Below are 13297 nucleotides of genomic sequence, written 5' to 3'. Positions count from 1 at the left end.
AGACAAATAAATCGTTTCCAGTACCACCATACAAAGTATCATTTCCATAACCACCTTCTAAACGATCGTTTCCACCTAGCCCGGAAAGGGTATCATTACCATTTAAACCTTGAATAGTATCATTTCCAGAAGTGCCGACTAAGTTATCGTTATTGTTTGTTCCTTGAATAGCCATAGTTTTGCTGTGCTTTTGTTGGATTTAAGATGTGCAGACATACTTTTATGCATCACGTAATAGATATTACAGTATTTTTTATTATTTCAATATTTCATATAAAAAATTGGAAATCGGTTTTATTTTTGAAAAATACCACGACAAGATATGGGGTTAAACTTCACTCGTTCAACCCATAGAAAATATAGAGCGATCGCACCCTGCTAAATTGATACTCCTACCGAATTGATATTATAAGAATCTTAGTAATTAACAGGATAAAGTATAACGATTATGCAGCGATCGAAGTGAATTTAAGTAATTATTTAATACTTAATGGGTTTCGGTAATTAACTAAGGCTTAACCTAACATCATATTAAGCATATTAAACTTGCCGTTTTCATAAGCGATCGCCCACACCTGAATCACAAGCGTGGGCAATTTATTACTACAAAAAATTAACTAAACAACAGCAGATACTTGCTGCTTACGAAAGCTTGCAAAATTTCTCAGGGTTTCTAGCCTTCTTTCATTAAGCGAATGGAGTAGTCATTGCCCCAAAGTTAGCGCATAGCGATCGCCCCACTGGTATGGTTAATCTTAGTCGCGATCGTGCTTTTGGTAAGCAGGTTTGATCTGTTATGCCAAATAACTGGATAAACCTAGTTTGTTGAAGCTGTCATAGATAGAGATACTTAGTTGTTGGATATTAAATACATAATTGCTGCTTACTAGCAGTTTGCTGTTTATCTTATGTTACACGCGTGACGCTCTTGTCAACGAATCTAGATAATTAGTTGCTTATGTGTACTTCTTTAGATATATGCTGATCGTAATCAACCTACTCGTGCCAATTTGAGATTGGGAATTTTGGATAAAAAGTCTTTATCAAAGGCTGTTTCCAAAATTGCTGATGATATCGCTTATGAAAATATTCGATTAATGCTTTAGTAGCATTCATTGAAAAAAATACTTTTTTGTTAATTAGTGAAAACTATTTTTGCTGTCAAATCATAACAATTGTAGACTGATCGAGAAATAGAAAAATCAACAGCAGAATTATGAAGCACAGGATAGTAACAATGTTATTGCTGTCCCTCGCTACTTTATTGACAACTAAAGTAGTGTATGCAGCACAGTCTAATGGGAGTTATATGTATACCCAAATGAATCAGTTACCCATTGGCTGGCAACTGGGACAGATTCTGCTTTTAATTTTTATCGCAGGTGCTTTTGGTGGCTTTATTTCCTTCTTAATGAACTTCAAGGTAACAGAAGAAGAAATATCTAGACCAATTGAGCAAAAATTATTTCGACTGGAACAAGAACTAGCCAAGCAGAATAAGAATTTAAATAAAGAGGATAGAGCAAGATTAGAAAAGCAAAAGCGCTCTGCTATTCTTAAAAGTTGCATATCCCAATCTATAATCGGTGGAGCAGCATCACCGCCTGTCTTAATGCTTCTCAAACCAGATAATGCTTTTACACTAATTACAATGTCATTGGTTGTAGGCTATATTGGTTCTGCCTTTTTTCGCGCCCTCCAAGAGCGGATGTTGGCATATGTTAGAAGAGAAGAAAGGCTAAAAGAGCAAATTCAAATTCAACTAAAACAGCAGTCGGATAAAATAGGACAGTTAATAGAAGCTCTAGCAAAAGACGATGTGAAAAAGGCAAAATCCCTTGCCGATGAACTAAAAGGATTGTGTGCATCTGGTTCAGCTACATTTGGCAAACAATCTGATAACACCTATTTCATATCAGACATACAGGATACAGTTAAACAACAGAAAAATGGTTATGAAGCACCCGAAGGTAAACCAGTAACTATCAATTAGAGCTTTGATTTTGCATCGTAATTGCTAAGATGCGATCGCGAATATTCTGATGAAATTAACCATCATTTCAAAGTTAATTGTCATCAGAATATCCTTAAGAAAAAGAATTTCTGTCAATATATTTAACATATACGTAAATTTAAAATAAGTAAAATATCTGAATATTGTTATATCTAAGTGTAATTTTTTATAAAAATTTTGAAGAATATACAGATAAGTTAAAAATTACCATCAGTAAATTTAGTGAAATTTTCGAGAGATATATTAAGCTATGGTGAGTTTTGCCAATAAACACACTCTCACCATAGACTTAATTAACTCTGTCCAAGTACGATAATTTACCTGACAAGCTATGTGTCGTAAGATGCAGCGCACTCACTTTTAACATTATCCTCACAGTACACACAATTAAGACATGAATAAAAGTCAGCGGCTTATTCACCTCACCGAGGTATCAGCTATCGATTTCCCAACTTCAAAAGACTATAAATATAAATGCCGCGTACAAGTAATATCCGATGAAGGGCAACCTTTGTTGAACAAGGACCTCTTTGCCAGGATGCAACCTAGTTGGTTGGTAGATTTGAAAAATAAGGGAGACTGTGCGATCGCGATTACCCTATGCTACCGCGAAGGCGATATCACTCATCCTTGGCAGGATATTGAAACAGTGACATTTGCAACTCAAGATTATCTTAATGGCGAGCGTAACGCAGACCTTGAGTTTGCGATCGCAACTTGGAGTTTAGCACCCCAGTTGAAGCTAAAAACTCGGCTGACACAGAGTACCAGCGAAGGCAGTAGCAGCACTGTGACGATTTTGGGGAGTCAAAACGGTACGCGCAGCGCGCACACTCATGGAACTCAGACTAATGGCGTTGAAGTCGAAATTCCAGAAGGCGTACCACTCACGCTGCAAGAAGAAGTGATTGTCAAAGATGTGTGGAACAAATTACGGGCGTGGAAAGAATTGCAAATGGAAAAATTCTTCAAGCGCCTGTTGCTAGAAGAGCCAGAACTAGAGTACGTCTTTGGGGAAGCGATCGATAGCATAGCAGATTACTTTTATGAATTATTTGATTGCTGTATACACAAACTTCAACCCTACACCCAGAACATAATTGGAGAACCCCTAATGGGCGTACCTCCAGACAAAGGTGATGAATTCGATACTATTGAAGACTATGGGGCGCTATTTGCTGATATTGGGATGCGCCCGCAGCATTGGCTGAAAGCACGGCAGGTATGGATGTGGATGTTGCCGTCGATTCCTTACTTAGAAGAATACGATCGCCAAGATTTAGCACAAGGAACAAACTCTGCTCTCTACCGCTTCTTTAACACCCATATAATTGTGCCCATGGTGGAATCCATTAGGCGCTATGAGTCAGCATTGCCCCCAGAAATGTTGCACAAAATGGCAGATTCTTGGGAGGTATTTAACCAGAACAAGCAAGAGATGGGCATGGAGTTTTATCAAATCCTGTTTGAGAGATATCCTTTTGTGCTGCCTATTTTTGGACGGGCTGATATGGATTATCTGTCCTTGCATTTGTTTCAGGCATTAGAATTTCTCATGCGTTGCTTGCGAAGTAACAGCAGTGAGGAAATGCTGCAAGAACTGCGTATGTTAGGTCAGTTTCACGGCAATGTAGGCGTGCCATCCTGTGCCTATCCGGCAATTTCAGATACGATGTTTGTGCTGTTTGAGAAGTACCTGCCCAACTTCACGCCAGAGTTACGCCAAGCGTGGCAGACTTTGTTCGATCGCGTCACCAATGTCATGAAACTGCCCAAACTGAATGAGGAGCGTTTGCTCAAAAAAGCCAAACAGTTCCTAGAAATCATTGCCAACGAGCAAGCTTGGGAACCAGAAGATAAAACGCGGCGTTGGGCAGAAATTCAAGAAGAAGTCAAAGCAACAGGCACTTATACCCATACCTATGAAGAAATAGCTTACGGCGCTCAATTGGCTTGGCGCAATGCCTCCAAGTGTATTGGTCGAATTCAGTGGAATAACATGGTAGTGCGCGATCGCCGCCAGATCGCCGATCCCGATGAGATGTTCCGCGAGTTAGAAGAACACCTGAAATTGGCTACTAACGGCGGTAACATTCAAATCACCATGACAGTTTTCCGTCCCAGGCAACCCAAAGAACGTTGGGGGCTGCGTATTTGGAATCCGCAGCTGATTCGTTATGCAGCATACGAACAGCCCGATGGCAGTGTCATGGGCGATCGCGCCAATTACGAATTAACCAAAGCCATTATGAAGCTGGGCTGGCAACCACCAGAACCGCGCACGCCCTACGATATTTTACCTCTAGCAATTGAAGTGCCAGGGATGGAACCAAAGCTCTACGAATGGAACAAAGACGATGTGTTAGAAGTGGAAATAGAGCATCCCACAATTCCCGAATTCAAATCACTGGGATTTCGCTGGTATGCGGTTCCTGCCATTAGCAACTTCAGCGTCCACATTGGCGGCATCAACTACGGCTGCATTCCCTTCAACGGTTGGTATATGGGTACAGAGGTGGCGCGAGATTTCCTAGAAGATTGGCGCTACGACAAAATGGAAGCAATAGCCCAAGTCCTCCAACTAGATACTAGTTCCGAGCAAACCCTGTGGCGCGATCGCGTCGCCTTGGAACTTAACGTAGCCGTCTTGTACTCCTTCCAAAAAGCCAAGGTAACGATGGTAGATCACCAATCTGCCTCTCGTCAGTTCCTCGCCCACGACTTACGCGAAAAGAAAGCAGGGCGCGAGTGTCCGGGAGATTGGGGGTGGGTTGTACCGCCTGCTGGTGGCAGTGCCTGTCCGGTTTGGCATCACCAAATGCGTGACTTTTACCTAGAGCCTGCCTATCACCATGCGGCGGATCGCTGGGCAGTTGAAGATAGCATTGACTTAGAGAACTTTGTGAGTGTTACCGACGAAGACGATCGCAAACAAGACCGCATCTTAATTCTTTATGCGTCTGAGACGGGTACAGCCGAAAGCTATGCACGCAAAGCTGCTCGTCAACTGCAACGCTATCGCCCGAAAGTCATGGCCTTGGATGAGTACAATACCAATACCTTGGCATCAGAAAAGTTATTGCTGATCGTCACATCCACCTTTGGTAACGGCGAAATGCCCGCAAACGGCAAGCGGTTTCTCCAATGGTTAAAGCAACAGTCTGCTGGTTCCCTCAGTGGCTTAAATTATTCTGTCTTAGGCATTGGCAGCACTGTTTACGAACACTTCTGTGCTGCTGGAATTGCTGTAGATAAAGTTTTAGCAAAAGCAGGAGCAAATAGAATTGTTCCGCTGCACAAAGGCGACGAAATCAAGGGACAAGCAGACACATTCAAACAGTGGCTAGGACTAGTATCTCGTGTATTGGGAGAAGATGTGACCTCCGCCGATGCTACAACCGCAGCCGCTTTGAAGTTGCATGTAACATTTTTGAGTGCCGCAGAAGCAGCCATGACACCTGTGGCAGTAAGTAGCGAACGCGGCATAGAAGTCCCCGTAGTTGCCAATCAAGAACTACTTAAAGAAGTAATTCCCGGCAGTCGTTCTACGCGATACATTGTCTTTGATATCTCCAATACAGAATTGCATTATGAAACAGGCGACCACGTTGCCGTGTATCCCTGCAATCCACCGGAATTAGTGCAGCGATTATGCGATCGCCTTACAATCAACTCCGACACGCACTTTACGGCTGCTTATGTTACAGCTAATGGCCATGTAACGGAAGATAAGCCCCCTGTTGCCGTTCCAACAACAGTAGGTCAAGTCCTCTCGGAAGAACTCGACCTTGCCTTACGCGAACCATTTAACGACTTACTGACTTACCTGTACTCTGCAACACAAAACCCGCAAGAAAAATATCGTCTGGAAACTTGGCTGGAAATTCTTCGGCAAGGAGAAGACCATCCCGACAGCATTGCGCTCAAGAAAACGATCGCAGACAATTTCATGAGCGTCGCCGATTTATTTGATGAGTTTCCCTTAGCCCAAATTACATTAGAAGCGCTACTAGAGTTACTACCGAAGCAAAAGCCACGCCTCTACTCTATTTCCTCATGTCCCCTGCTTTATCCCCAACAAATTCAAATCACAGTTGGAGCGCTGCAAGTCAAAACGGATGCAGGCAAAGTCCGTCAGGGACTCTGTTCTAACTATCTGGCTGGGTTGGATTTGGGGGCAAAGGTTCGCATCTCTGTCCGCACCTCCGACTTCCGCCCGCCCAGCGATCCAGATGCTGTGATGCTCATGGTGGGGCCGGGTACTGGTGTTTCACCCCTAATTGCTTTCCTCCAGTACCGAGAAGCTCTGTTACAACAAGCACAATCATTGAGCGATGCTTGCCTATATTTTGGCTGCCGCAACCACAATGACTTCCTTTATCAAGAGCAGATGCAGACTTGGCTGAATCAAGGTGTCCTCTCTGGGTTAGAGGTAGCATTCTCGCGTCAGGGCGAGCAAAAGATGTATGTGCAAAACTTAATGCAGCAAAAGCCCCAAGATATTTGGAAACTGCTCAATCATCCTAAGTGTCACTACTACGTGTGTGGCGATGCCAAAATGGCGGATGATGTGTTTGAAGTGATGCTGGCGATCGCCAAAACTGAAGGCAATCTCTCTCACCTTGAAGCTGTCCAATTCTTTGAGACAATGAAGCAACAAAAGCGCTTCTTCAGCGATGTTTGGGGCGTGCAGTTGCACTTCAAGCAAGCCATCAAACAGGTACAGAAAGATAACTACTCGAAAGCTGAACGTTGGCTACATCGAGTACAACAGTCTTCTGAGACTCTAGCTGCGATTTCACAGGTGCAATCCTTAGCAGTACCGACCACTTAAGAAGGAGCAAAAGTAAAAGGAGAAAATATCGGTTTTTTCTCCTTTTGCCTAAGGGTTAAATCAATATAAATATTGTGGCTGATAGGTGCGATCGCCATAAAGACTGCTTTGCATCTTAGCTACTCATAATCTCTTAAACTTCAGTAGATAGCTGAGTAATAAATAACATTACAAATAGTTAGCTAAACTCCCATAAGTATTTTATAAATATAAATACTGAATTGCTAGTATTAGTTGTAGACATATTATTTAGCCAGCCCTTAGTATTTATACTTAAATAACGACAGTTGTTTAGGTATTGTCTATCCATCAAATACAATTAATGTTGCTCCGTGGGTCAGAGAGACTCACACTGTTTTATGCGCTTATTTAAAATATCCTGGAAACGAATGAGCAAGAGGTATTATTACCCTTTGCTATCCCTTAGTCTGACCTGCGTTTTGCTGTTTTCTTCAGTAGAGTTAGTCAAAGCACAGGAAACTGCTAGCCCTAGCACTATCCAGCCCAGCAACACCAACTCCGCTACACCATCTAATCAGCAAACTGATAGTAAAGCGCCAACGATACGTAAGATTTCTTCTGTCAAAAGCATCAATCCGAAGAATTTTTACATTAGCATTCCTCAATCGTGGCTGATTCAGGAAGATGTTAGTCGCTATCAAGATGAAAAAGTCGATGTAGTAGTACTGGGAGAAAATTTTCCTCAGCCAGACAATTCGCTAACAAATAAAATCGATATCAAAATTGGTAAGACCCCTAACATTGTCACCACGACTGCAACAGAAGTCACAGAAGATGGAAAAGCAGTTTTTGCGAGCTTTAGTAATAAGCAGCTAAAGCAATTGAGTAGAGGAACGCATCCTGTAAATATTGAAGTGGGAGGTAAGGCAACTAACATTGACCGTCAAGTAGTTGATGACGAACTTCAAGTTAAAGTCATACGTCCTGTAAGCGGGTTGACAACCTTAATTGTGTTGGGTTTAACAACAATTTGTATAGGGGCACTTGTGCTGCTCATCTATTGGCTAACAATGCAGGCAAAAAAAACAAACTTACCCAATACTTTTTCACAAGACAATAGAAATAACTTAAATACGTTTCAGTGGCTAATCCTAGACCGCAAGACAAACACATTGAGTTTAGCTCATGCTCAGTTTGTGTGGTGGTTGACTATTATTGTTTTTGGTTATTTGTTTCTTTTCATCGGACGTGGTGCAACTCAAGGCATGTGGGAATTCGTTCCGCTATCAGGATTCAGTTATACTTTCCTCATTAGTTTAGCAACACTAGTGACGGCGCAAGCAACCTCTGAAATTCGTGGCAGCAAAGGATCTGGAGAAGTTCATCCTGCATGGTCTGACTTAGTGGTACATGGTGGAGTATTAGCCCTAGAGCGAGTTCAGCAGGTGGTTTGGAACATAATTATTGGTATTGCTTTTATAGTTATCCTCTTGGTTACTTATACAACTGCGCTTTCTTTACCAACTATTCCCGCCGAACTCTTAGCATTAATGGGTATCAGTGCTGGCGGCTACATCGGTGGCAAAGCTGTCCGCAAGGCTGGAGCGAATATCAATCAAGTAGTGCTGTACGTTCCTTCTGAAGAGTCTCCCGATTACATCACCATTGCTGGCGCTAATTTTTCCCTAGGAGGGAAGATATTAAATTCTGAGGGGCAAGAAGTAATTAATACGCAAATTAAGGATGCTGGGGTAATCGTTCAATTAGTCTATTTAGACAGTAAAACTAGGGAAGAAATTCCCAACACGCTAGTTGAAGTCAAAAAAGACGACATCATTACCATGAAGACCGATCCCGATGCGCCTATGGAATTTTGTAGAAGGTTAAAAATTCCTTTAAAAAATCTCAACGGACTTCCCACAGAGGACTGGCTAGCGAAATTTACGGCTCATTTTGATAACAGAGAAGTCAAAATCACTATTATTAATGCGGATGGACAACGGGCTGTCTGGGATGGTTCTATTATTGCACCCGAACGGGAAACGCCGCCGCCAGCTGTAGAATCAAACTCAGCAACAGAACTCCAAACATCAGAAAGCTTTAATTGAGGTATAGCTGGGGACTGGTGACTGGTGAGACAGCGCTGCGGGAGGGTTTCCCTCCGCAGGCGACTGCGTTAGCGCTAGCGGTAGCGACGCAGGAGCGTCACCCGAAGGGTGACCGGGTGAAAAGTCTTTTTGTGTCTAGGTTCAATCGTCTGTTGATGTCCTAACACTACTGGCGACGGCTATATTACAAAAATAACCCCTAGAATAGGGGTTATTTTGATAGGACTATATTTGATTACGCCGCTTTTCAAGTAGTTGAACTATTCTACTGTCTACCTCAGCTGCGGCTAAATGCTTAGAACTGCTTAAAGTCTGTACTATTTACTGAGAACTAACTAAACAACAGCAGATACTTGCTGACCAAAGAAAGCTTGCAGTACTCTTTCTGCTATTTGCGGACTAGTTAACCCTAACTCTGCCTTAGATTGATCTGGTTCGGCATGATCTACTAACACATCTGGCACGCCAATACGCTTGACGGGAACCACAATATCGGCATCCAGTAAAGCTTCTGCTACCGCAGAACCAAAGCCACCCATGACACAACCTTCTTCTAAGGTGACGACGCGCCCAATTTTCTTAGCCAAAGGCAAAATCAATTCTGTATCCAAAGGCTTAACAAAACGAGCATTAATTACAGTTGCTTCAATGCCGTGTTCGCTGAGAATTTCTGCAACTTGCATACTTGGATAGACCATTGTGCCGTAGCCAAGAATCAACACATCATCGCCATTGCGAAGGATTTCTCCTTTGCCAATTTCCAAAGGTTCCCAGCCTTCTTCCATCAGGGGAACGCCATAGCCATTGCCACGGGGGAAGCGCATCGCTATGGGGCCACTGGTATGGTCGATCCCAGTCACTATCATCCGTTGCAATTCTGCTTCGTCTTTGGGGGCCATCATTACTATGTTGGGAATGCAACGCAGATAGGCAATGTCATACATACCTTGGTGAGTAGGGCCATCAGCACCGACAATTCCCGCCCTATCTAAGCAGAAGAACACTGGCAGGTTTTGAATGCAAACATCGTGAATTATTTGGTCGTAGGCCCGTTGCAGGAAGGTAGAGTAAATAGCTGCGACGGGGCGCATACCTTCAGATGCAAGTCCCGCAGCTAAGGTGACGGCATGTTGTTCGGCAATACCGACATCAATATATTGATTGGGCAGTTTTGCTTGAAGTTTGTCTAAGCCCGTTCCTGTTGCCATTGCCGCAGTGATGCCGATGATTTTCGGGTTTTGTTCGGCAAGTTTCACCAGAGTGTGCGAAAAAACTTTAGCATAAGCGGGTGGTTTTGGCTTGCTGGAAGGAATAGCTTTACCCGTTGTCAGGTTAAATGGACTTTGGGCGTGGTAGCCTACTCGGTCTTGTTCGGCAATTTCATAACCTTTGCCCTTTACTGTTGCCACATGCACCAAAACTGGCCCTGGTATTTGATGTGCTTGAGAAAAGGCAGCAATCAATTCTTCTAAATTATGTCCATCTACTGGCCCCATGTAGGTAAAGCCTAGTTCTTCAAAGACTGCCCCTACCTTGGGAACGGCTAAACGCTTCATCCCTTCTTTGATGCGTCCGAGTTCGGGAGACAGAGATTCACCAACGAAAGGAATTTGCTTGAATTGTTCCTCAAAATTATCTTTGATGAACTGCACTGGCGGACTGAGGCGCATTTTGTTGAGGTAGCGAGGAATCGCACCCACATTTGGAGATATGGACATCTCGTTGTCGTTGAGAACAACTAGCAAATTTGTTTTGGGCAGGTGTCCGGCATGATTGATAGCTTCTAATGCCATACCTCCAGTCAGCGCCCCGTCACCAATGACGGCGACTGCTTTAAATTTTTCCTCTTTCATGTCTCGCGCTAGTGCCATACCCAGTGCAGCTGAAATACTGGTAGAGGCGTGTCCCGCGCCAAAGTGATCGAACTTGCTTTCACACCGCTTGAGATAACCAGCAACTCCGTCTTTTTGCCTTAAGGTGTGGAAGTCACTGTAGCGTCCGGTAATTAATTTATGGGGATAAGCTTGGTGTCCAACATCCCAAATAACTTTATCCCGATCTAAGTCCAGTGTTTGGTAAAGCCCTAACGTTAACTCTACAACACCCAAACCAGGCCCTAGATGCCCTCCTGTTGCGGCTACCGTTTGCAAGTGTTTATCTCGAATCTGACGAGCAATCTGTTGTAGCTGCCGGATCGATAAACCGTGCAACTGATTGGGATGGGTGATTTCACTCAGATGCATATTATAGGGTGTTCCTCTCTAATTTCTACTTCTGGTATTCTGATTCTCCCACGGTCGTGTTGCCCCCAGAATCATACCAAAACTAAGTTGCAATCCGCAGCACAATTAAGGTAACAGTTATAACACGGTGATAGAACTGTTACTTATTAAACAGTTACGATTGTTACTTTAAAGACTGCTACTAAGTACATTTAGTCCACTTAAAGCAACACGGAAACCTAAGGCGATTCTGGGCTATCGGGAACACGGGGGACTTCCGGGGTTTCCGGTAGTTGCTGCTGTCTCTGTAAATATTTACTTAACAGGTATACCATATCCCCACGGGTCATAGGTCGTAATGGGGAAATATTGTTTTGGGCATCTGTATTGATAAATCCTTCAGAAACTACTGTGGCGATCGCTTTTCTGGCCCAAGTCGGAATAGATGCTGCATCTGGATATGAAGCGAGAATTTCATTGACGCTATCATCCCCAAACTGAAATACACCATAAGCTTGGGCAAAAATTGCCATCCCTTCTGCCCTTGTCACCTTTTGATTGGGAAAAAATAAATTACCCCGGTAGCCTTTCATGATGTCAGTTTTTAAAACTATCTGGATATCATTAAATGCCCAATAGGAAGGTGGGACATCTGGCACAGATATAGACTTTTCTTGTTTAGCCGCTTCTCGTTTATCTAAATGAAATGTTTTCACCAAAATAGAAGCTAATTCTGCACGACTGATCTCTCTTTGCGGGTAAAAGTTCCCATCAGAGTAATTGCTCATCAGCTTAGCTGTAATTACCTGTTTAATTGCTTCTGATGATACGCCTGCGCTTTCTCCTGGCACTTGAGCTTGAACAATTGCTGGAAAATTCTGAAGTAGCAATACTAAAGATAGAGTACCTAGCAACTTTCGCATATTTCTCACAATTTTCAATCGACTATTCTGCATCTTTAACAACTGTACCCCTAACCTAAATTGGTTATGCCCAGCATATAGACTTTTGACTAGAGGGACGTTTTTTAGCTTAACAAAGTTGCCCGCCCTTAATAAAAAGCACAGTTATCAATTATAAATAGCCAAGCAATCATCACTAGTTATGCATCTAGTAATCATACTTGAGTTGACATTTTTAGCAATTTCAATATTAATTTTATTATGGGTTTTTTACTGTCATAATTCAGCAACAAGTAGTAAAAAGTCAGAATGAGGCAAGAAATTCGGTACGATTGTCACATGAAATTTATCAAATATTATCATTTTGAATCTTGAATTATGCTGTAGTAATAAGTTTTTGTGTATTTAAGACTTCAAACTATTTACGGAAATTTCTAGAGAATTTTGCTTGAGTGAATTTTGCAATGCTGAGGATGTAGTATATTCGACCGTGATAGTGCCATCTATTTCAGGAGTTTGGGAATGACCGCAACAGCAGATCCCGTGACGTTGATGAAGCAAGAAGTTGGTAAAGCTGCCGCCGCCCTGGTAAAATCAGGTTCGATTGTTGGATTGGGTACGGGGTCAACCACAGCCTATACAATTCAATTTTTGGGCGATCGCCTCAAGTCTGGCGAAATTAAAGATATCGTCGGCATCCCTACCTCTTTTCAATCAGAAGTGCTAGCTAAACAGTACGGCGTTCCTCTAACTACCTTGGACGCTGTCGACCATATCGATATCGCCATTGATGGGGCAGATGAAGTCGATCCCCAGAAAAATTTAATCAAAGGTGGCGGTGCAGCCCATACCCGCGAAAAAGTAGTCGATTACTTAGCAGAGCAATTCATCGTTGTGGTAGATAGTGGTAAGTTAGTAGACCGTTTGGGTTCTAGTTTCGCCGTGCCGGTGGAAGTCATACCAATGGCAATTACTCCCGTCACAAATGCTATAAAAAAACTTGGTGGCAAACCCGAACTACGTATGGGTGTCAAAAAAGCCGGCCCAGTCATTACCGACCAAGGAAATTTCGTCTTAGATGTCAGATTTGACTCTATTGACGACCCAGTAAATCTAGAAAAAACCCTGAATAATATTCCTGGGGTTCTCGAAAATGGCATCTTCGTCAATTGTGTAGATTTAGTTTTAATTGGCGAAGTCAAAGATGGTCAGCCATTGGTACGGCAACTATAAAAAAGGGGGTGGGGTGTGGGGTG

General features: G+C 42.9%; 7 protein-coding genes. 4 read left to right on the top strand and 3 right to left on the bottom strand.

The genetic code is table 11. The features are described from left to right. Positions 1-175: calcium-binding protein (locus I8752_RS12175; protein WP_404827087.1), on the bottom strand; the 175-nt coding region annotated here is incomplete at its 3' end. Between the two features lie 1062 nt (positions 176-1237). On the opposite strand from I8752_RS12175, the gene I8752_RS12170 reads away from it, so the two are divergent. The 3 genes from I8752_RS12170 (at position 1238) to I8752_RS12160 (ending at position 8917) form a co-directional block, all read left to right on the top strand. Then, complete coding sequence (locus I8752_RS12170; protein WP_214432581.1) at positions 1238-1993, top strand: hypothetical protein; 756 nt, start codon at positions 1238-1240, stop codon at positions 1991-1993. 415 nt (positions 1994-2408) lie between these two features. Beyond that, on the top strand, positions 2409-6848 hold the full coding sequence (locus I8752_RS12165) for a nitric oxide synthase oxygenase (protein WP_214432580.1): 4440 nt from the start codon (positions 2409-2411) through the stop codon (positions 6846-6848). 440 nt (positions 6849-7288) lie between these two features. Then, positions 7289-8917, top strand: coding sequence for a hypothetical protein (locus I8752_RS12160; protein WP_214432579.1), 1629 nt, complete (start codon positions 7289-7291; stop codon positions 8915-8917). 335 nt (positions 8918-9252) lie between these two features. On the opposite strand, the gene dxs is transcribed toward I8752_RS12160, so the two are convergent. Both dxs and I8752_RS12150 read right to left on the bottom strand, forming a co-directional pair. Further along, positions 9253-11160, bottom strand: coding sequence for a 1-deoxy-D-xylulose-5-phosphate synthase (gene dxs, locus I8752_RS12155; protein ID WP_214432578.1), 1908 nt, complete (start codon positions 11158-11160; stop codon positions 9253-9255). Positions 11161-11378: 218 nt separating this feature from the next. Next, a complete protein-coding gene (locus tag I8752_RS12150; RefSeq protein ID WP_214432577.1) occupies positions 11379-12062 on the bottom strand; it encodes an S-layer homology domain-containing protein in 684 nt (227 codons plus the stop codon). A gap of 501 nt (positions 12063-12563) precedes the next feature. Between I8752_RS12150 and rpiA the strand changes: the two genes are divergently transcribed. Beyond that, a complete protein-coding gene (gene rpiA / locus I8752_RS12145; protein ID WP_214432576.1) occupies positions 12564-13274 on the top strand; it encodes a ribose-5-phosphate isomerase RpiA in 711 nt (236 codons plus the stop codon). The last annotated feature ends 23 nt before the right edge of the window (positions 13275-13297 follow it).

The sequence above is a fragment of the Dendronalium phyllosphericum CENA369 genome (assembly GCF_016056275.1).
GTDB lineage: Bacteria > Cyanobacteriota > Cyanobacteriia > Cyanobacteriales > Nostocaceae > Dendronalium > Dendronalium phyllosphericum.
The sequence above is the reverse complement of the archived record's forward strand: the minus strand, read 5'-3'. Positions and strand labels throughout refer to the sequence as shown.

What these genes read in the sequence shown, in the direction of transcription:
- I8752_RS12150 (WP_214432577.1), bottom strand. Translation starts at nt 12,062, where the DNA reads ATGCGAAAGTTGCTAGGTACTCTATCTTTAGTATTGCTACTTCAGAAT.
- rpiA (WP_214432576.1), top strand. Translation starts at nt 12,564, where the DNA reads ATGACCGCAACAGCAGATCCCGTGACGTTGATGAAGCAAGAAGTTGGT.
- I8752_RS12170 (WP_214432581.1), top strand. Translation starts at nt 1,238, where the DNA reads ATGTTATTGCTGTCCCTCGCTACTTTATTGACAACTAAAGTAGTGTAT.
- I8752_RS12165 (WP_214432580.1), top strand. Translation starts at nt 2,409, where the DNA reads ATGAATAAAAGTCAGCGGCTTATTCACCTCACCGAGGTATCAGCTATC.
- dxs (WP_214432578.1), bottom strand. Translation starts at nt 11,160, where the DNA reads ATGCATCTGAGTGAAATCACCCATCCCAATCAGTTGCACGGTTTATCG.